Raw genomic sequence first — 19,822 nt, forward strand, 5'->3', positions numbered from 1 at the left:
TGCTCAGCAATCACAATCTAGTGTAATGTGAAAGGGATTTACATACACCCGCACAACAACAGGCCCGAGGTTTTCAGGGCCACCACACTCTGACCGAAAGGGACTTTAATGACTCAGACCTATTCCCCCGCCTACACCACTGAACGCAGTTGGCTAGGCCGCGCCGAAGACCTGCTCGATTCAAAAGGCAAACCCGCCTGGATCGCCGCCATGGTTGTCGGTTTCATTGTCTTCTGGCCTGTTGGCCTTGCCCTTCTTGCTTATATGATCTGGAGTAAACGCATGTTTAAATCATCCTCTTGTGCCAAACGTCGCAGCCATCGTTCAATGGCCAGCCGCCCCACCGGTAACGCCGCTTTTGACGCCTACAAGGCCGATACGCTGGCCCGTCTGGTAGAAGAGCAAAACAATTTCGAGGCCTTCCTGACCCGTCTGCGCGAAGCCAAAGACAAAGCCGAATTCGACCAGTTCATGGCCGACCGCGCGCCTAAAAACGATACCTCCGAAACCGCGTAAACTTGCGCACCCCCGTGCCCCCCACCATTTGGGGGGCATATCCACCCCATTCCAAGGACAGTGACATGACAATGCCCCCCGATCCCGAAACACAGCCGGAATTTTACAGCGGCGTCGCCACCAAACGACTGTTTGCGTGGATCGTTGATGCGATCATCATCCTGCTGGCCTGCCTTGTGATGCTGCCGTTCACTGCCTTTACCGGCCTGTTCTTCTTTCCGCTGATGATGCTGGTGGTGGGCTTTTTCTACCGCGTCGCCACGCTGAGCAGCGGATCATCAACTTGGGGCATGCGCCTGATGGGGATGGAACTGCGCACCCAAAACGACGAACGTCTCGATACGGGCACCGCGTTCCTTCACACCTTGGGATATACGGTCAGCATAAGCGTCATGCCATTGCAGCTGATTTCCATCGTTTTGATGGGCACAACCGCACGTTGTCAGGGGCTTAGCGATATGGTATTAGGAACAGTCGCCCTGAACCGGCGCAAGGAAATCTGACACAGTGGAAAACTGGGGCTTGGCGTCCTGAAATCCTGTTGGTATCCTTTTTGTAACAATATCGGATTAGCATGCGCCATACCCTTCCCATTGCCCCGCAGTTCTATGTGACAGCGCCCCAGCCCTGCCCCTATCTTGAGGGGCGGACAGAGCGTAAATTGTTCACAGCATTGCAGGGAGAGGCCGCCGCAATGCTGAACGACAGCTTGTCGGCACAAGGGTTCCGGCGCTCGCAGAACGTGCTTTACCGCCCGTCCTGCGCCGATTGCGCCGCCTGCCTTTCCGCACGGATCAGTGTCGCTGACTTCATCCCCAGCAAAAGCCAAAAGCGCACGCTAAAGCGGAACGCGGGCCTGACCCGGCGGGCCACCTCTCCCTGGGCGACCGAAGATCAATATGACCTTTTCCGCCGCTATCTGGACAGCCGCCATGCGGATGGTGGCATGGCAGATATGGACGTATTTGAATTCGCCGCCATGGTCGAGGAAACTCCGATCCGCAGCCGCGTCATTGAATATACGGACGACGTCACAAACGAGTTGATCGGCGTCTGCCTCACGGATGTGCTGGGCGATGGCGTCAGCATGGTCTATTCGTTCTACACGCCCGACCAGCCCCAGAACGGCTTGGGCAATTACATCATTCTAGACCATATCGATATCGCGCGCGCGGCAGGCCTGCCCTATGTCTATCTTGGCTACTGGGTGCCCGGCAGCCCGAAAATGGGCTACAAGGCCAAGTTCTCGGGCCTCGAGGTTTATATGGGCGGCAAGTGGCACAAGATGAAAGATCCGGCTGATTTCAACCCGGACCATCACCCATTAAGCACCGATCCCATCGCCGAACAGGTCGCAAATATCGCCCTGCCCGATCTCAGCGCCAAACGCCGCTGATCTGCCTCCTCTTCTCTGGCTTAAAAATATCCTCGGGGGAGTTTGAGGGGGCAGACAGCCCCCTCATTCATCCAACAGAACCACCAACCCCCAAAGCATAAGCACCCCTAGAATTAAATGAGGGCACCCAATTGGGTGCCCTCTCCGTTTTCCTATCCCAAATCTATCCCGATCAGTTCGGCATCAGATCCGGGACAATTGTCACAATCGCCGGGAACATCCACAGCAGCGCCAAGGCACCGACCTGGATCAACACGAACGGGATGATGCCGCGATAGATATGGCCCGTCGTCACACTCGCCGGTGCAACCCCACGCAGATAGAACAGCGCAAAGCCAAAGGGCGGCGTCAGGAACGAGGTTTGCAGGTTCACCGCGATCATGATGGTCACCCATTTCGGGTCGAACGTACCGCCATAAATCACCGGCCCCACAATCGGGATCACAATGTAGATGATCTCAAGGAAATCCAACACAAAGCCCAAGATGAACAGGACAAGCATAACGATCAGGAACACCGTCAGCTCGTTGTCAAAGCTCTTGAGCCATTGCTGGATATAGTGTTCCCCACCAAAGGAGATCACCACAAGGTTCAGCAACTGCGACCCGATCAGGATGGTAAACACCATCGAGGTCACCTTGGCAGTTTCGCGCACGACCGGGCTTAGCACCCCGGAGGTGTACAAAATCCAGCACGAGAACAGCAAACCGAACACCGCATAAAGGTAAGCACCGTAGGCGACAAAGAACGCGACCCAATTCTCGAAACCGACATCATCTTGGTTGATGCGCAGATCGAAATTCACGCCAACAAGGATACAGATCAGAATGGCGAGCGTTGACCAGATGATCACCTTGGGCGACCGGTCCAGATCGGTCAGCTTGCGATACGCCGCCAGCATGATCGCCCCGCCCGCACCAAGTGCGGCAGCCGGTGTCGGGTTGGTGATACCGCCCAAGATCGACCCCAGCACAGCGACGATCAACACCAGCGGTGGGAAAACCACGCGGATCAGCTCGTTGCTGGCGCACAGCTTCAGACCATAAAGCATCCCGTAAACCACAGCGGCAAAGGGCAGCGCCATCAGCACAACCATGGTTCCCGGCGATGTTGTCGGACCGACCAGCAGGATATCGACCAGCACCGTCAGCACCAACCCGATGCCACCGATGATCAGCGGCCGTCTTTCAGCAGATGGCGATACACCGCGCGCCGTTGTCAGGACCAAGCCCAGCAAAATCACGATGATCGCAACGCCCGTCCCAATCGGTGCGGCGTCGGTGATCTTATCGGCCTGTTTTTGCGCAAAGGCTTCGTCGGACAGTTTTTCGCTGGCCTGTTGGCCGCCTGCGGCTTCAATAGCGGCCTGTTCGGATACGGCTGTATCCCATGCCTCTTGACCGTGCAGTTCAATCATCGCGGCCTGGCATTCAGGCCCGACATTCGTGCGCAGGCTGGCCCCTTCGCTAATCTCGCTAAAGCTTGAGACGACAGTAGACTGGCTGCCCACGATCCCCATGTTACCAAGGAAGATCGTCCCGACAATCAACAGGATCGGCGCGCCAAGGAACCATGTGAAACCTTCGCCCCGTGTGATGGGTTCGGCATTGGTCGATCCCATTGGCACGGCAGGTGCTTTTTCAGGGTTAAACAACGCATAGACAAAGGCATAAAGCGCATAAAGCAGCGCCAGCATGATGCCCGGCAGCAATGCCGCTTGGAACAAGGTACCTACGGAAACCACCGCAGGCTCGCCCAGATAGGTCAATGCGTCGGTACAGCCAGCGGATGTTGCGCGGGCCTCTTGCGCGGCGGAATACAGATCGCCGGCCAATGTACCCAGCAAAACGATCACGATGGACGGCGGAATGATCTGCCCCAAGGTGCCCGAGGCGGCGATCACGCCGGTCGAAAGCTCGGGCGAATAACCGTTGCGGAGCATTGTCGGCAGCGCCAGCAAACCCATGGTGACAACAGTCGCGCCCACAATACCGGTCGAGGCGGCCAAGAAGGCCCCCACAACAACGATGGACACGGCTAAACCACCGGGCAGCGGGCCAAAGACGCGCGCCATTGTGGTCAGCAGGTCGTTGGCGATTTTCGACCGTTCCAGCGTGATGCCCATCAGAACGAACATCAAAACCGCCAGCAGTGTTTCAATCGATTGCCCCGCCAGAACGCGTTCGTTCATACGGTTCACGATGAATGATACGTTGCGGTTCATCGCCTCTTCCCAACCGGCGGGGAAAACGCTTTCGGCGATGCGCGGCAAATCAGGGTATCGGAATTTCGACACCGCATCATTGGGCACGCCCGAATTTACCAGATCGCGATACGCTTGCGAGGATTGGTCAATCGCCTGATGGATCAGCAACCCCGCGCTATCAAGTGCCGCGATAATCGCGAATGAGATAATACCGGCACCGCCGATGGCAAAAGCCACCGGGAAGCCAGACAAAATGCCGCCAAACAGGCAGACAAAAACGATGATTAGGCCAATTTCGACCCCGTCGAGACCAAAAAGCATGGGACGTCCCTTAAATTAATGTGTGCCCTCAAAGGCTTCTTCGCCCTCGCCCAGCGTATCGCGGTCGAGATATTTATCTTCGCTCTCGGGTCCTTCGCGGTACTCAAGAATGGCGCGATAAAACGTCGAGATCGCCTGCAAAATCACCATGACGCAGAAGGCGCAAAGCAGGATCTTGAACAGGAAATAACCGTTGAAGCCGTTTGGAGAAAAGCCGATCGTTTCGACGTTCCATTTCAGCAGGCGTGATTTGCGCAGCAGCAATTCCAAGCGGTCCGATGCGGACGGGTTCGGTGTTACCAGATGGCGCCACAGGAAGAACCAGCCATACAGCCATGTCACAACGGCGAATGGCAGCATAAAGAACAGCGCGCCAAACATGTCGATCAGCCGCTTGGTGCGGAATTTCACACCTGCATAGAACAAGTCAACGCGCACGTGGCCGCCTTGAACGAATGTGTAGCTTACACAAAGACAGACGACCAAGGCATTGAAAAGCTTGAGCTCTTCGGCAAACCAGCTGATGTCGAACTGAAGCGGAATACCAAACCCGACCGAGATATCAGGCCGGGTGAAAATCCGCTGCATAAAGACGATGATGATCTGTTGCAGCACCATCAAAATACCGGCCCATGCGAAAAAGCGGCCCACCGTGTTGGCGAACCCTTCGAGGACGCGCACGCAGCCCCACATGCAACCTTTGCGCCAAAATCCAAAGGCGGTGACGAACACCAAACCAATGAAAAGCACGAAAAACAGCTCGACCGACGCGCCGTAATAGATAAAGCGCATGAGGGATTCACTGTTTGACCAATCCAGCCACATGCCCGGATTAACCAGAGCGGCGAAAAAGTTGTAAAATGCCTCAAGAATATTGCCGAGAACGAAGTTGATCAGATTGCCGTCCTGAAACTTGTCCAGACAGCTTATCTTGGCACCTTCTGCTGCGCGGAAAAACCCGTCGCACACCACATCATCTGCCATGTATGTCCCCTCCTTCGCATGCCCTGATTGTGACAAGGCTTGGTGCGAAATCTTTGTTGCCCCGGCGTGAACGCCCAGGGTCGTGTAACTGCATCAGGGGCCGCACGATGGCGACCCCTGACACGACGGTTTTAAGGCTTAGCCTTGGCCCAGAACGCGTTGACGCTGGTTCACGTAATACGCGTCAGACTTGGACAGCCACTCTGCAGAAGACTGCAAAGATGTCTCAAAGCTGTTGCGGATGTCTGCGAACAGGCTGTCATCCATGTTTTCGTCCATGACTTCTTTGGACGCGGCACCGAATGCATCCCAAACATCGTCTGGGAACTGCATGGTTTTAACACCTTGCTGCTGCAGACGCGCCAGTGCGGCACCGTTGTTTGCCAGCGTTTCGGCCAGACCTGTGTGCGTTGTCGCCATGCAGGAATATTCGATGATTTTTTGCTGTGCAGGTGTCAGGTCGTTGAAGACATCCAGGTTAACGGATGCGGTCAGGCCGGAGCCTGGCTCGTGGAAGCCCGCTGTGTAGTAGACTTTGGCAACTTCTTGGAAGCCCGCGCGTTCGTCCGCAAATGGACCAACCCACTCAAGACCGTCCAACGCGCCCGAGGACAACGCCTGATACAGTTCGCCGCCGGGGATGTTCTGAACGGATGCGCCCAGTTTACCCAGAACCTTGCCACCAAGGCCCGGCATGCGGAATTTCAAACCGTTAAAGTCAGCAGCAGAGTTGATTTCCTTGCGGAACCAACCACCGGACTGCGAACCGGAGTTACCGGCAAGGAACATCTTCATGTTGAAGATTTCGCCGACTTGGTTGTGCAGCTCGTGGCCGCCGCCGTGCAGGTACCAGTTTGTCAGCTCTTGCGCTGTGCCACCGAATGGAACGGCTGTGAAATACGCCAGACCAGGGTGCTGACCGATAAAGTAGTAGTCAGCCGCGTGGTACATGTCGGCCTGACCGGACGATACCGCGTCAAACACTTCGAACGCACCAACCAGTTCGCCCGGCGCTTTCTTTTCGATGGTCAAGCTGCCGTCAGACATCTCGTTAACCATGGCGTTCAGGTAGTTCGCTGCGTCATCAAGAACAGCAAAGCCGCGCGGCCATGCGGTAACCATTGTCAGCGTGCGTTTGCCTTGGGCGTACAGTGGTGCCGCCAGCGTGGATGCTGCAGCAGCGGTGCCGCCAAGTGCGGATGTCTTCAGAAATGAACGACGGTCCATATGGATACTCCTCCCGAGTATAGGATGCCCACGCAGTTTATGTGCGCGCGGGTCGTTTCAAGTGGAGGCAATTTACCTGATCTATTTGGGTTGGAAATACCTATTAATGCGTAGAGACCACCATCATCCGCAAGATTATGACCCAATTTACGCCTAAACTTTGGGCAAACCTGTTGTCCAAGATACCCAAAGGTCATCTTGGCCTTGCGAACACCCCCTTTGATTCGGCTAGGTTTCCCTTTACCAGAATCACATGCGCCGCCTGTTTTCCCGCCTTGCCCCAACCTATGCCCAAAAGCTGACACTGCTTGCCGCTGTGCCTTTGGTGCTGGCCGTTGCCGGGATCGCCGTGGTCGTTGCATTGCAGGCCAAGGCATTGGCAGACCGCGAGATTAACACGCTGGAAAACCAGCTGATTGCCGCAAAAAAGGTCGAGTTGCGCAATTACGTCACCCAAGCACGCAACGGTTTCTATTTCGTCTATGGGTCTGCGTCGCCCGAGGATGACCCCGCCAAGGCGCAGGTCGCGCAGATTTTGTCGGCGATGATCTATGGCGAGGAAGGGCAGTTCTTTGTCTATGATTTCGACGGCAACGCCCTTGTCAGCCCGCGCCAAACCGACCGGATCAATCAAAACTTTAGCGGTGAAACCGACAGCGCGGGCACACCGGTCGTCGATGAATTGATCCGCATCGCCCGCGCGGGGGGCGGCTATCACACTTATCTGTGGCCAAAACCGTCCACCGGGACCGAGGCGCAGATGATCACCTATGTCACGTCCTTTCCCAGTTGGCGGTGGGCCGTTGGGACTGGCGTTTATATTGACGATATCCTGTCCAGCGTTGCGTCGGCCCGTGCCGATGTGCTGGCCCGCGTGCAACGCACCTTTCTATATATCGGTGCCATCACCCTAGCCGCGCTGTTTTTGGTGTTCGGCACGGGCATGCTGGTCAATCTGCGTGAACGGCGGCTGGCCGATGCCAAGCTGAAAAAGCTGACCCAGCGGGTGTTCGACGCCCAAGAGGAAGAACGCGGCCGCGTGGCCCGCGAGCTGCACGACGGGATCAGCCAGATTTTGGTCGGGGTGCGCTATGCCCTTGAAAACGCGCGCCGCCGTCTGGATCGCGGCGACCGACGCGCGGCAGAACCCTTGGGCAAGGGGATCGACAGTCTGGGCGAGGCCATATCAGAGGTGCGGCGGATCAGCCGCGATTTGCGCCCCGGTGTGCTGGATGATCTGGGCTTGGGCCCTGCCCTGAAAACGCTGGTCGAGGAATTCTCGCGCCGGACAGGGATCACCTGCCGCTTTAACACGGTCGTGTTTCGCAACCGTCTGGATAACGACGCCAAGATCGCCCTCTACCGCATTGCCCAAGAAGCCCTGACAAATATCGAACGCCACGCAGGCGCATCCGAAGTTGTCGTCGATTTGCGCGGCCACCGCCAAGGTGCCACCCTTGAGATCAAGGATAACGGCCGCGGCATCTTTACCGATGCACAAAGCGCCGGTGGCCTTGGTCTGCGCAATATGCAAGAACGCATGGATCAATTGGGCGGCAGCCTGTCGTTGGAAACATCAAGTTCCGGTGGCACGCGGGTACAAGCAACGGTCCCGCTGACACATCTTTTACCGCCGGAACCTAGCCTTCGCGCCCCTTCCCCGAACACTTAGAAAGTAATACCATGTCCGCCCCCGTCAAAGTCATGATTGTCGATGATCACCCCATGGTTGCCGAAGGGATCCAATCGATCCTAGAAAGCTATGATAATATCGAAGTGGTCGCTTGCCTGTCCAATGGCCGCGCCGCGATTGACCAGTTCGAAGGCCTGAACCCCGATGTGATCCTGATGGACCTGAACATGCCGGATCTGGGCGGATTGTCGGCGACCGAGATCGTGCTGGAACGCCGCCCCGACATGCGTATCGTGATTTTGTCGATGCACGATAACCCCGAATATATTTCTTCGGCGCTTAGTCACGGGGCCATGGGCTATATCCTGAAAGATGTCCCAACAGACGAGATCAAGCTGGCCATCGACACGGTCATGCAGGGCCAGCGCTATCTGTGTACTGGTGCCCAAGGATCGCTCGAGCCCAAAGACGGTGCCCGCGACGCGTTGACCGAACGCGAACAGACCATCCTGCTGCAGCTTGCGCAGGGCAAGGCCAACAAGGAAGTGGCCGCGATCCTTGATATCTCGGTCCGCACGGTCGAGACGCACCGCAAAAACATCAAACGCAAACTGGGCATATCCTCTACCGCTGGCCTGACCCGCTATGCGATGGAACATGGCGTGCTGCAAGGCACCGGAGTGCGCATCTAAATGACGTGATTCACCAAATGTTTTTTGAAAAACTTCAAAAAAATCGCATATCACGCAATAAGTGCAAAGATTTTTTACCCCTAGCGACACTTTTTGTTGAAAATGGCCATTGACGCCCCCCGGCCCTGAACATAATCTCCCCGCAACGCAAAAGGAGCCTTTGGCCATGACTATTCTAGTCGTCATTGTAGGACACACGCGCATGGGCCGGTAACGGCAGACCATAATCGTCACCATGCGCCCCCGCCAAAACCGGGGGTTTTTTTATGCGCTACGACAAAGATTGAAACGACACACACGACCCGAAACACCACCCCACGGAGCACCAAGATGACACGCAAAATGACCGGAGCGAAAATGATCGTTCAAGCCCTGATTGATCAGGGTGTCGATACCGTATTTGGCTATCCCGGCGGCGCTGTCCTACCGATTTATGACGAGGTGTTTCAGCAAAACAGCATCAAACATATTTTGGTGCGTCACGAACAAGGTGCCGTTCACGCCGCCGAAGGCTATGCCCGATCAACCGGCAAGCCCGGCGTTGTTCTGGTGACATCCGGCCCCGGTGCCACCAACGCTGTCACCGGCTTGACCGACGCCTTGCTGGATTCGATCCCGCTGGTGGTTTTGACCGGTCAGGTGCCGACATTCATGATCGGGTCCGACGCGTTCCAAGAGGCCGACACCGTCGGCATCACGCGCCCCTGCACCAAACATAACTGGCTGGTCAAAGAGACGGATAAGCTGAGCGGCGTTCTGCACGAGGCGTTTCATGTTGCCACGTCTGGGCGCCCCGGCCCGGTCCTGATCGACATTCCCAAGGACGTACAATTCGCGACGGGCATGTACGAGCCCAAGAAACCGTCGGTGTCCCATTACCAGCCCCCGGTAAAAGGCGACATGGAAGCGATCACCGAACTGGTCGCCGCGATGGAAACGGCCAAGCGCCCCGTGTTCTATACCGGCGGCGGTGTGATTAACTCCGGCCCCGCAGCGTCGCAATTGCTGCGTGAACTGGTCGAGGCGACAGGCTTTCCGATCACCTCAACCCTCATGGGCTTGGGCAGCTACCCTGCGTCTGGCGAAAAATGGCTGGGGATGCTGGGGATGCACGGCCTTTACGAGGCCAACATGGCGATGCATGACTGCGATCTGATGATCAACATCGGTGCGCGTTTTGACGACCGGATCACCGGTGTTGTTGACCTGTTCAGCCCCAAATCTACCAAAGCGCATATTGATATCGACCCGTCCTCGATCAACAAAATCATCCGCGTCGACATCCCGATTGTGGGCGATGTGGGCCACGTGCTGGAAGATATGCTGAAGGTCTGGAAATCCCGTGGCCGTAAAACAAACAGCGAAGCCGTTGCGAAATGGTGGAAACAGATCGATGAATGGCGCAGCATTGACTGCCTCAAGTTCGAGCAATCCGGCAAGGTGATCAAACCGCAATACGCCTTGGCCCGGCTTGAAGCACTGACCAAGAAATACGACCGCTATATCACCACCGAAGTGGGCCAGCACCAGATGTGGGCCGCGCAATACCTTGGCTTTGAAGACCCGAACCGCTGGATGACATCGGGCGGTCTTGGCACCATGGGCTATGGCTTCCCTGCGTCTATCGGCGTGCAAATGGCGCATCCTGATGCCTTGGTCATCAACGTCGCCGGCGAGGCATCATGGCTGATGAACATGCAAGAGATGGGCACCGCGATGCAGTATAACCTGCCCGTTAAACAGTTCATCCTGAACAACGAACGGTTGGGTATGGTACGCCAATGGCAGGAATTGCTGCATGGCGAACGCTATTCGCAAAGCTGGTCTGAATCCCTGCCCGATTTCGTAAAATTGGCCGAGGCCTTCGGGGCCAAGGGGATTTTGTGTTCCGATCCCGACGATCTGGATGACGCGATCATGGAAATGCTGACCTATGACGGGCCGGTGATTTTCGATTGCTTGGTGGAAAAGCACGAAAACTGCTTCCCGATGATCCCGTCCGGCAAGGCGCATAACGACATGATGTTGTCCGGTGTGGATACGCAAGGTGTGATCGACGCTAAGGGTAGCGTTTTGGTGTAACGCGTTTTCTTTCAAAGAAAACGGACCGGAATTTTGACAAATTCCGGCGACGCAATCAGATGAAAAGGACAGTCACATGTCGGCCCTAAAAATCAAAAAAGGCTCTACCAGCCACTCCGCCTATAACCTACGTGCGAATTTTTCGGATGTTATCGAACGCCACACCCTTGCTGTTCTGGTCGAGAACGAACCAGGTGTCCTAGCACGGGTCATCGGGTTGTTCTCGGGCCGTGGCTACAACATCGACAGCCTTACCGTTGCCGAAGTTGACCACACAGGTCACCGCAGCCGGATCACGATTGTCACCTCGGGCACGCCGCAGGTCATTGAACAGATAAAAGCGCAACTGGGCCGGATCGTTCCGGTGCATGAGGTTCACGATCTGACGGTCGAAGGCCCGTCGGTCGAACGCGAATTGGCGATGTTAAAGGTGTCGGGCACTGGCGAAAAACGCGTCGAGGCCTTGCGGCTTGCAGACATCTTTCGCGCCAATGTGGTGGATAGTACGCTCGAAACCTTTGTGTTCGAGATCACCGGCGCGCCGGATAAAATTGATGCTTTTGCAGACCTGATGCGCCCCTTGGGGCTGACAGATGTTGCGCGGACCGGCGTTGCCGCCCTGCCCCGCGGCGACTGATCAGGCCAAACCGACCTGACGTTCAGGGGTATATGCGGGCTGTCTGCTTTGGAATGGAACGATTTCGGCAGACGGCTGGCAGGCAGTATTCGATGTGCCCTGCCCCAGTAATTTCGCCGGAAGATCAACATCCAGCTTTTCGCGAATAACGCGGGGATTGCTGGCTGTTCTGAGCTTGCTATTCAACGTCACGTCGAATTCAACAAGGTCACCAGCGTCAAATGTGACGTTCTGGCAGTCCTGCGATCCGCCGAAATAGGCCAAATCGCCATGATCCTCGCACCAAAAGACGGCTTTTTTGTCTGAAACATCGCTCCACAGGACAACACCGTACATTATAGATCACTCCACACGTTTTTCTATCTTCGGTTGGGTTATCGCCAAAATTCAATGGTTTGTCGATTTTTTTGATCTTTCATTTTGTGTCGTTCGCAGCCGGTTTTGACGCTGATTAGCGTCAATGCGCCATTAACCACATGTGACTTGTAAACAATATACAATTGATACAACCTAAGGGGCATCAAGGGATGGAGAATGGTCGACTTAAAGAACCCTGCAACGATCAGATCAGTTTTTGGTGATAATCTGCGGCTATTGTCCAAGGATCAGCCATCCATCACCGTGCTTGCCAGCGAACTTGGAATAAACAGAACCCAATTCAACCGCTACCTGTCCGGTCAAAGCTTTCCCAGGCCGGATATTCTAGCACGCATTTGCGCTTATTTCGATCTAGATGCGCGGATAATGCTGGAACCCTTGGATCAAATCGTCAAGCGGCCCGCGCCCACCTTGGGCCACTATATGAACGACTTTCTCATGGCCGATACGACGGGCATCCCCGAAACCGTCTTTCCCAGCGGGTTTTACCGCTTCTCAAGGCGCAGTTTCATTGACCGGGACGTGTTCGTCATTGGCCTCGTCTATGTGTTTCGCAAGGGCGAGGCCACGTATCTGCGCGGCTACGAGACGGTGGAAGCCATGCGGATGCAATGCCTGCCCACCGCCCCCGAATACCGCGAATTCAGGGGCGCTGTCCTGCCGCAGGAGGAAGGGTTGGCGATCATCGCGGGCCGCAGGAACGCCATGACCTCGTCTTTCAACTATCTGGGCCGTGTCGCGTCCTTTGGGAATAACTTTTGGGTGGGCTATACCACGCGAACGATCCCCGAAGGCGCTGCCGGGATGCGCGTGACCCGTTTGGTCTATGAATACCTGTCGCAAGACACGCAAAGCGTGCTGCAAGCGGCGCGCAGCAAGGGCTTTCATGCGATACAGGACTTGGAAGTGTTTCATCAACGTTTGCTGCGTCCGGACGAGGATTTCACGTAAACCCACACCCCTGCCATGTCGCAGCCGTGAAAAACAGGTCGCTAATTGCACGCTCAAACCCGCACATTGCCGCTACCCTTGACCCACCAGCAAGGAGAGCGTCATGAACATGCCCCATACCGATCTGAGCAAGGTGCGCCGCCCCATCGATCAGGCAAACGGCCTGAGCAACGCACATTACATCGATCCCGCGCTTTTTGCCGAGGAACGCGAGGCCGTCCTGTTCAAAAACTGGTCCGGCCTTGCCACCGCATCGGATGTCCCCGCTGTTGGCGACGCGGTCCCGCTTGATTTTCTAGGCATGCCCCTGCTGGTGCTGCGGGATAAATCCGGCATGGTTCGGGTCTTTCAAAACACCTGCAGGCATCGCGGCATGATCCTTGTCGATGCCCCGCGCAAGATCGAAGGGGCAATCCGCTGCCCCTACCACAGTTGGTGTTACAGCACCGAAGGGCGGCTTGTCTCTACACCGCATGTCGGCGGTCCGGGGCTCAATGTGCACCCCGGTATTGATCGTGATCTGCTGGGCCTCATCGAAATTCGCAGCCATGTCTGGATGGATGTGGTGTGGATCAACATCTCGGGCACGGCCCCCCCGTTTGAACAGGCCAATGCCGATCTGATCGCGCGGTGGGCAGAATTTGCCAAACCGCTGCATCACGGCGGTGCCGACAGCCGCTTTCAGCTGAGCGTAAATTGCAATTGGAAGCTGGCGGTCGAAAACTATTGCGAAAGCTATCACCTGCCTTGGGTGCATCCCGGCCTGAATAGCTATTCCCGGCTAGAGGACCATTATAACATTGAAATGGCGGGGAAATACTCGGGCCAAGGGACGCAGGTCTATCGCCAGCTTGCCGGTGACGACGGGCAAAAATTCCCCGACTTCGCCGGTCTTTCCGACAAATGGGACACGGCGGCGGAATATGTGACCGCCTATCCCAACGTTCTGCTGGGCGTGCACCGCGATCACACATTCGCAATCATTCTGGTGCCCGAAGGCCCCGAAAAGACCACCGAAAAAATCCATCTGTATTATGCGGCGGCGACGACCGACCCTGACCTGCGGGCGCGCAATACCGATCAATGGAAACAGGTGTTCGAGGAAGACATCTTTGTCGTCGAAGGGATGCAGCGCGGGCGCCATGCGGTTCAATTCGACGGCGGCCGGTTCTCTCCTGCGATGGATGGCCCCACGCATATGTTTCATGACTGGGTCGCGTCCCAGCTTGAAAACCACCGCGCGGTGCCATGCGCGATCTGAACGACCGGCTGCTGGCGGCCCATAAGGCCTGCGATCACGCCGCATTGGTGGCCCTGTACACGGACGCAGCAGCCCATAGCGATGACCCTGATGCCGCAGGGTTCTATCTGACCCACGCCTATATTTTCGCGCTGGAAACCGGTCATCGCGACGCAGCACATCTGCGCGCGCAGCTTGTCGCCCAAGGCCGGGAAACCCCGCTTTAGCGGGTCACGGCCGCCGTCTTTGCGGCCAATGGGTCGCCTCTTGCCAGTGCTGCGCCAGCCCTAGCAACTGCGCATCGCTGCCCGGCCGCCCGATCAGTTGCAATCCTGCAGGCAAACCCGCCGCGCCAAAACCTGCTGGTATATTCACCACCGGCAGCCCGATCAAACTGGCAGGCACCACCACCTGCATCCAGCGGTGATAGGTATCCATGCGCTGTCCGGCAATCTCGGTCGGATGGACGTCCTCCACGGCAAAGGGCCACAGCTGCGCCGACGGCAGAACCAAGACGTCCACCGTATTAAACAGATCAGCCGCCGCACGATACCACGCCGACCGGACCTCGCTGGCGCGCTGCACATCCCGCGCGCTCAGCGCCAGCCCACGCTCAACCTCCCACAGGGCGGCAGGTTTCAAATGCTGCCGCTGATCCGCGTCTTCAAAAAGCGCGCCCAACCCACCAGCCACCGCAAAGGAGCGTAGGGTAATCCAAGCGTCCCACATGGCCGCGGCATCAAAGGGCGGCGGCACATCCGACACCTCATGCCCCAAATCGCCAAACTGCTCCAACGCAGCCTCGCTGAGTGCCGTGATCCCATCCGCATAGGGAAAGGCACCACCCCAATCGCCCAACCATCCAATCTTCAAACCCGCCGTCTGCCCGCCGATCTGGGGCAAGGTGGCGTCTGGGCTGGTCCCTAATGGCTGTCGCGGGTCTGCGCCCGTCATCGTGTCGAGCAAGGCTGCTAAATCCCGCGGTGTCCGCGCCATCGGCCCGGATGTGGACAACTGGTGCAGAAACATATCGCCCTCAGGCTCCCCCGGTACGGTGCCCCAACTGGGCCGCATCCCATAGACGTTGTTCCACCCCGCCGGGTTGCGCAAACTGCCCATCATGTCAGACCCATCCGCAACGCTGACCATCCCGCAGGCCAAAGCCGCCGCAGCACCGCCCGATGACCCGCCGGCGGATTTCGCCAGATCATAGGGGTTGCAGGTCGCGCCATGCACAGGGTTGAACGTGTGACTGCCCAAGCCGAATTCCGGCGTGTTTGTCTTGCCGATGATGATGGCCCCGGCGGCGCGCAATCGCCCGACAACAACACTGTCTTTCTGCGCTACGGTCCCCGCGAACAAGGGCGACCCCATCGAGGTCGGCAAACCCTTGGCATCCGCAAGATCCTTGATCGCCATGGGAATGCCATGCAGCCAGCCGCTGCGCGGGGCCGCGTCCGCTGCCCGTGCCTCTGCCATCAGCACGTCTGCACTGCGCAGTGATACGATCGCATTAACCTGCCGGTTCACCGCTTCGATCCGCGCCAGTGTGGCTTCCATCAACGCCACTGCAGTCAGGCTGCCCTCGGCCAAGGCCTCGGATTGCGCCAAGGCCCCCATGTTTAAAATGTCCAAGCCAACTGCCCCCCTGCTTTTGCGCCATCAGACGCGCCCGGCACACCAGACGCAAGCCCCCGCAGGGACGCACCCTTCGGCTTCTCTGGCTCTTAAATATCCCGGGGGTGGCCGGCAGGCCGGGGGCAGCGCCCCCTCGCCGCTTAGCTGGCTTGCGCTTCGGCCCGGCTTTTGCCCGACACGGCCAAGGCCAACGCCGCGCCCATCAGCCCGTCCAGATCGCCGTCCAGAACACCTTTGGTATCGGATGTCTCGTAATTCGTGCGCAGGTCTTTGACCATTTGATAAGGCTGCAAGACATAGGACCGGATCTGGTTGCCCCACCCCGCATCGCCCTTGTTTTCGTGGGCTTCGTTGATCGCAGCGTTGCGGCGATCCAGCTCCATTTGATACAGGCGCGATTTCAGCGCCTTCATGGCGATGTCACGGTTTTGATGCTGCGACTTCTCGGATGACGTCACCACGATCCCGGTGGGATGGTGGGTGATGCGCACAGCCGAATCCGTGGTGTTCACGTGCTGACCGCCCGCGCCCGAAGACCGATAGGTATCGATGCGGATGTCGCTGGGGTTCACGTCAATCTCAATATTATCGTCCACCACGGGATAGACCCAGATTGAACTGAACGACGTATGGCGCTTGGCCGCCGAATCAAACGGGCTGATCCGCACCAGACGGTGCACGCCTGATTCCGATTTCAGCCAGCCATAGGCGTTCAAACCGCTGATCTTGTAGGTCGCCGATTTAATACCGGCTTCTTCGCCGGGGCTCTCGGATTGCAGTTCAACCTTATAGCCCTTTTTCTCGGCCCAGCGGACATACATCCGCGCAAGGATATTTGCCCAATCGCAGCTCTCGGTCCCACCGGCCCCTGCGTTGATCTCAAGGAAAGTATCATTGCTGTCCGCCTCGCCGTTCAGCAGCGCCTCAAGCTCTTTTTGCGCGGCGGTCTCTGCCAGCGCCTTAAGCGCGGCTTCGGCCTCGGCGACGACTTCGGCGTCGTCTTCCATCTCGCCCATTTCGATCAGCTCGACGTTGTCGGCCAGCTCTTGCTTGATGCCGTCATAGGTCGCCATGGAATCCACCAAGGCCTGCCGTTCCCGCATCAGCTTTTGCGCGGCGTCGGGATCATCCCACAGATTGGGGTCTTCGACGCGCGCGTTGAATTCTTCCAGACGATAAGGTGCCGTTTCGACGTTCAAACGCTGTGCCAACAGCTCCAGCGACTTGCTGATCTGATCTGCTGTATTTTGTGCCTCTGCGCGCATCGTTTGTGCCCTTTAAATTAACTGCGGCCCCGAAATGCCGGGGCCGCGTATGAGATAGACCAGCCGTGCTGCATGGGCAAGCGTTTGGCGATGGGATCGCTAGTAAAGCCCGCCGGAACTGATCGTGCCAAAGCTGGCTTTGGGGCCAACCACCGCCTTTTTGCCGGTTGATGTCGTGACCGACCGGCCACCCCCATTGCTGATTTCCTCGAACAGCGGCAGGTCCGACCCCATGGCAAAGCCGCCATCGAAGGTAATACCAAAGATCGGCAATTCGCCATCACGGAAGTATTCCGCCACCACATTCGGCCCGCTTTCATCATCGGGCAAGCGCGCACCGGTGAAACGGTCGATGTTGATGAAATTACCGCCCGGAGGCACCTCAAACGCGCCGCCGCCGTATTTCGTGATGGCTTCGCTCATGAAGCGTTGGAAAACCGGGCCGCACATCCCCGCACCATAGGCACGTTTTCCCAAGGATCGTGGGTTGTCGAAACCGATATAACAGCCCGCCACGATATTGCTGGAAAAGCCCACAAACCAAACATCTTTGGCATCATTGGTTGTACCGGTTTTACCTGCAATCGGCACGGGCAGCTTAATCGACCCGCTCGCAGTCCCACGGTCCACAACCCCCTTCATCATCGAGGTCAGCTGATAGGCTGTGATCGGGTCCATCACCCGTTCGCGGTTCGAAATAATTCGCGGGGCAACGCCGGGATCAAGGCTGGCCAATTGGCAATCATTACAAATGCGCTGATCATGTTTATAGACGGTGCGGCCATAGCGGTCCTGCACACGGTCCACGAGGGTTGGGGCCACCCGTTCACCGCCATTGGCGAACATCGCATAGGCCGACACCATCTGATACAGCGTGGTTTCCTGCGATCCCAAGGCGTTGGCCAAAACCGGCGACAGGCTGTCATAAACACCGAAGCGTTCGGCATAATCGCCGACAACGTCCATGCCGACCTCTTGCGCCAAACGGATGGTCATCAGGTTCCGCGATTGTTCGATACCCGTGCGCAGCGGCGTGGGGCCATAGAACTTATTCGACGAATTGCGTGGCCGCCACATGCCTTGGGGTGTGTTAATCTCGATCGGGGCATCCACCACGATGGTCGCCGGGGTATAGCCGCTGTCCAGCGCTGCCGCATAGACGAAGGGTTTAAAGCTGGAACCGGGTTGGCGTTTCGCTTGGGTGGCGCGGTTGAACACCGACGCCTGATACGAGAACCCGCCCTGCATGGCGATCACGCGGCCGGTATTTACGTCCATCGCGACAAAACCGCCCTGCACTTCGGGGATTTGGCGCAGGGTCCAGCGGATGAACGACCCGTCATCGTCCGATGTCATGCGGCGCACCAGCACCACATCGCCGACCTCTAGCAGATCGCCCGCAACCTTTGCTTTGCCGGCCAATTTACCGTCACTTAGCTGTTTGCGCGCCCATTGCACGTCCTTGGCGGTGATAAAGTGGCCTTCGGCGGTTTCCGGCACACCTTCGATACCGATCCGCGCATCGCTGCCGCCCACATTCAGGACAACGGCAGGATACCACGGATTTTCCAGTACCACGTCGCGCGACACCCGAATGTTTGCCAACGCCTCGCGCCATGTTGCCTCGTCCGTCAACTGATCGGCGGGGATCGTCTTGCCCGTGCCGCGCCAGATGCCGACGCCGCGATCATATTCCTCCAGCTGTTGCTGCAAGGCCTGCGCCGCGATGGGCTGCATTTCGTTGTCGATGGTGGCGCGCACGGTCAGACCGCCGGTGAAAAACTCGCCTTCGCCAAAGTTCTCGGACAGTTGGCGGCGGATTTCATCGGTAAAATAATCGCGCGGCGGCAGTTCGGCCTTAAAGCTTTCAAAGTCGCCATTTTGAACCGACCGCAATGGCTGTGCCACCTCGGTTTCATAGACCGCTTGGGTGATATAGCCGTTTTCCTTCATCTCGCGCAGCACGAAATTCCGGCGTTGCATCAGGCGATCCTTGCGGCGCACCGGATGGTAATCCGACGGGGCCTTGGGCAAGGACGCCAGAAATGCGGCCTCGTGCGGGGCCAGCTCGCTGAGCGTCTTGTTGAAATAAGTCTGCGAGGCGGCGGCGACGCCATATGAGTTCTGACCTAGAAAAATCTCGTTCAGGTACAGCTCAAGGATTTTCTCTTTGGGCAGGGTTTCCTCAAGTCGGGCGGCAAGGATGATTTCCTTGATCTTGCGTTCGGCGCGGCGGTCCCCCGACAGCAAAAAGTTCTTCATGACCTGTTGGGTGATCGTCGACGCCCCGCGCACGTCTTTGCCGCGCGTGCGCACGGCATCCACCGCAGCGGCGCCGATGCCGCGCAAATCATACCCCTCGTGGGTATAGAAATTCTTGTCTTCGGCAGAAATAAACGCCTGTTTGATCAGCGGCGGGATCGTGTCGGCGGGTGCAAACAGACGCCGTTCCTTGGCAAATTCATCAATCAAACGCCCCTGACCGGAATAAATCCGGCTGATGGTTGGCGGCGTATATTGTGCAAGGGATTCGTGGCTGGGCAGGTCACGCCCATACATCCAAAATACCGCCCCGACGGTCAAAACAACCATGCCGATGCCCATGGTCAGGGTGGTGAAAATACCCCCAAAGAAGGATAGGATTAAACGAAACACG

The 19,822-nt window shown here is 57.3% G+C and carries 17 protein-coding genes; 10 read left to right on the forward strand and 7 right to left on the reverse strand.

Translation table 11 applies throughout. The features are described 5' to 3' along the window. Positions 1 to 108 precede the first annotated feature (108 nt). The 3 genes from WNY39_RS01385 (at position 109) to WNY39_RS01395 (ending at position 1,912) form a co-directional block, all read left to right on the forward strand. Complete coding sequence (locus WNY39_RS01385) at positions 109 to 516, forward strand: DUF2852 domain-containing protein (RefSeq protein WP_342843450.1); 408 nt, start codon at positions 109 to 111, stop codon at positions 514 to 516. Positions 517 to 581: 65 nt separating this feature from the next. Continuing rightward, the gene (locus WNY39_RS01390) at positions 582 to 1,019 is read left to right on the forward strand and encodes an RDD family protein (protein WP_342843452.1); all 438 of its coding nucleotides are present in this window, start codon (positions 582 to 584) and stop codon (positions 1,017 to 1,019) included. Between the two features lie 71 nt (positions 1,020 to 1,090). After that, positions 1,091 to 1,912 carry an arginyltransferase gene (locus WNY39_RS01395; protein ID WP_342843454.1) on the forward strand — a complete coding sequence of 274 codons (822 nt, stop codon included), beginning with the start codon at positions 1,091 to 1,093 and terminating at the stop codon, positions 1,910 to 1,912. Between the two features lie 172 nt (positions 1,913 to 2,084). Here WNY39_RS01395 and WNY39_RS01400 read toward each other — a convergent pair whose 3' ends face one another. The 3 genes from WNY39_RS01400 to WNY39_RS01410 form a co-directional block, all read right to left on the reverse strand. Next, a complete protein-coding gene (locus WNY39_RS01400; protein WP_342843456.1) occupies positions 2,085 to 4,439 on the reverse strand; it encodes a TRAP transporter large permease subunit in 2,355 nt (784 codons plus the stop codon). A gap of 15 nt (positions 4,440 to 4,454) precedes the next feature. Continuing rightward, a complete protein-coding gene (locus WNY39_RS01405; RefSeq protein WP_342843458.1) occupies positions 4,455 to 5,423 on the reverse strand; it encodes a C4-dicarboxylate ABC transporter permease in 969 nt (322 codons plus the stop codon). A gap of 138 nt (positions 5,424 to 5,561) precedes the next feature. Next, positions 5,562 to 6,650 carry a TRAP transporter substrate-binding protein gene (locus tag WNY39_RS01410; RefSeq protein WP_341235051.1) on the reverse strand — a complete coding sequence of 363 codons (1,089 nt, stop codon included), beginning with the start codon at positions 6,648 to 6,650 and terminating at the stop codon, positions 5,562 to 5,564. Positions 6,651 to 6,903: 253 nt separating this feature from the next. Here WNY39_RS01410 and WNY39_RS01415 point away from each other — a divergent pair, with 253 nt between their 5' ends. The 4 genes from WNY39_RS01415 (at position 6,904) to ilvN (ending at position 11,694) form a co-directional block, all read left to right on the forward strand. Beyond that, positions 6,904 to 8,322, forward strand: a complete 1,419-nt coding sequence (locus WNY39_RS01415; protein ID WP_342843459.1) for a cache domain-containing protein — start codon at positions 6,904 to 6,906, stop codon at positions 8,320 to 8,322. Between the two features lie 11 nt (positions 8,323 to 8,333). After that, entirely contained in the window at positions 8,334 to 8,975 is a 642-nt protein-coding gene (locus WNY39_RS01420; protein ID WP_342843461.1) for a response regulator transcription factor, read from the forward strand. A 330-nt stretch (positions 8,976 to 9,305) separates the two neighbouring features. Further along, entirely contained in the window at positions 9,306 to 11,057 is a 1,752-nt protein-coding gene (locus WNY39_RS01425) for an acetolactate synthase 3 large subunit (protein WP_342843463.1), read from the forward strand. Positions 11,058 to 11,133: 76 nt separating this feature from the next. Then, on the forward strand, positions 11,134 to 11,694 hold the full coding sequence (gene ilvN / locus WNY39_RS01430; protein WP_342843465.1) for an acetolactate synthase small subunit: 561 nt from the start codon (positions 11,134 to 11,136) through the stop codon (positions 11,692 to 11,694). Here ilvN and WNY39_RS01435 read toward each other — a convergent pair whose 3' ends face one another. Continuing rightward, positions 11,695 to 12,030, reverse strand: a complete 336-nt coding sequence (locus WNY39_RS01435) for a hypothetical protein (protein ID WP_342843467.1) — start codon at positions 12,028 to 12,030, stop codon at positions 11,695 to 11,697. A gap of 198 nt (positions 12,031 to 12,228) precedes the next feature. Between WNY39_RS01435 and WNY39_RS01440 the strand changes: the two genes are divergently transcribed. The 3 genes from WNY39_RS01440 (at position 12,229) to WNY39_RS01450 (ending at position 14,490) form a co-directional block, all read left to right on the forward strand. Continuing rightward, positions 12,229 to 13,023 carry a helix-turn-helix transcriptional regulator gene (locus WNY39_RS01440; RefSeq protein WP_342843469.1) on the forward strand — a complete coding sequence of 265 codons (795 nt, stop codon included), beginning with the start codon at positions 12,229 to 12,231 and terminating at the stop codon, positions 13,021 to 13,023. A 103-nt stretch (positions 13,024 to 13,126) separates the two neighbouring features. Continuing rightward, positions 13,127 to 14,284 carry an aromatic ring-hydroxylating dioxygenase subunit alpha gene (locus WNY39_RS01445; RefSeq protein ID WP_342843470.1) on the forward strand — a complete coding sequence of 386 codons (1,158 nt, stop codon included), beginning with the start codon at positions 13,127 to 13,129 and terminating at the stop codon, positions 14,282 to 14,284. Next, positions 14,272 to 14,490, forward strand: a complete 219-nt coding sequence (locus WNY39_RS01450) for a hypothetical protein (protein ID WP_342843472.1) — start codon at positions 14,272 to 14,274, stop codon at positions 14,488 to 14,490. Before WNY39_RS01445 ends, WNY39_RS01450 begins: the two co-directional genes overlap by 13 nt. Before the next feature lie 4 nt (positions 14,491 to 14,494). Here WNY39_RS01450 and WNY39_RS01455 read toward each other — a convergent pair whose 3' ends face one another. From WNY39_RS01455 to WNY39_RS01465, 3 genes are all read right to left on the reverse strand, one after another. After that, positions 14,495 to 15,898 (reverse strand): amidase, encoded by a 1,404-nt coding sequence (locus tag WNY39_RS01455; RefSeq protein WP_342843473.1) that lies wholly within the window; start codon positions 15,896 to 15,898, stop codon positions 14,495 to 14,497. A 143-nt stretch (positions 15,899 to 16,041) separates the two neighbouring features. After that, a complete protein-coding gene (gene prfB, locus WNY39_RS01460; protein WP_342843475.1) occupies positions 16,042 to 17,166 on the reverse strand; it encodes a peptide chain release factor 2 in 1,125 nt (374 codons plus the stop codon). A 99-nt stretch (positions 17,167 to 17,265) separates the two neighbouring features. Then, the gene (locus WNY39_RS01465) at positions 17,266 to 19,821 is read right to left on the reverse strand and encodes a penicillin-binding protein 1A (RefSeq protein ID WP_342843477.1); all 2,556 of its coding nucleotides are present in this window, start codon (positions 19,819 to 19,821) and stop codon (positions 17,266 to 17,268) included. Between the last annotated feature and the right edge of the window lies 1 nt (position 19,822).

It is taken from the genome of Sulfitobacter sp. AS59, from assembly GCF_038899995.1.
Lineage (GTDB): Bacteria > Pseudomonadota > Alphaproteobacteria > Rhodobacterales > Rhodobacteraceae > Sulfitobacter.

Coding starts and splice junctions, on each gene's coding strand:
- WNY39_RS01385 (WP_342843450.1), top strand. CDS start 109: ATGACTCAGACCTATTCCCCCGCCTACACCACTGAACGCAGTTGGCTA.
- WNY39_RS01390 (WP_342843452.1), top strand. CDS start 582: ATGACAATGCCCCCCGATCCCGAAACACAGCCGGAATTTTACAGCGGC.
- WNY39_RS01395 (WP_342843454.1), top strand. CDS start 1,091: ATGCGCCATACCCTTCCCATTGCCCCGCAGTTCTATGTGACAGCGCCC.
- WNY39_RS01400 (WP_342843456.1), bottom strand. CDS start 4,439: ATGCTTTTTGGTCTCGACGGGGTCGAAATTGGCCTAATCATCGTTTTT.
- WNY39_RS01405 (WP_342843458.1), bottom strand. CDS start 5,423: ATGGCAGATGATGTGGTGTGCGACGGGTTTTTCCGCGCAGCAGAAGGT.
- WNY39_RS01410 (WP_341235051.1), bottom strand. CDS start 6,650: ATGGACCGTCGTTCATTTCTGAAGACATCCGCACTTGGCGGCACCGCT.
- WNY39_RS01415 (WP_342843459.1), top strand. CDS start 6,904: ATGCGCCGCCTGTTTTCCCGCCTTGCCCCAACCTATGCCCAAAAGCTG.
- WNY39_RS01420 (WP_342843461.1), top strand. CDS start 8,334: ATGTCCGCCCCCGTCAAAGTCATGATTGTCGATGATCACCCCATGGTT.
- WNY39_RS01425 (WP_342843463.1), top strand. CDS start 9,306: ATGACACGCAAAATGACCGGAGCGAAAATGATCGTTCAAGCCCTGATT.
- ilvN (WP_342843465.1), top strand. CDS start 11,134: ATGTCGGCCCTAAAAATCAAAAAAGGCTCTACCAGCCACTCCGCCTAT.
- WNY39_RS01435 (WP_342843467.1), bottom strand. CDS start 12,030: ATGTACGGTGTTGTCCTGTGGAGCGATGTTTCAGACAAAAAAGCCGTC.
- WNY39_RS01440 (WP_342843469.1), top strand. CDS start 12,229: ATGGTCGACTTAAAGAACCCTGCAACGATCAGATCAGTTTTTGGTGAT.
- WNY39_RS01445 (WP_342843470.1), top strand. CDS start 13,127: ATGAACATGCCCCATACCGATCTGAGCAAGGTGCGCCGCCCCATCGAT.
- WNY39_RS01450 (WP_342843472.1), top strand. CDS start 14,272: ATGCGCGATCTGAACGACCGGCTGCTGGCGGCCCATAAGGCCTGCGAT.
- prfB (WP_342843475.1), bottom strand. CDS start 17,166: ATGCGCGCAGAGGCACAAAATACAGCAGATCAGATCAGCAAGTCGCTG.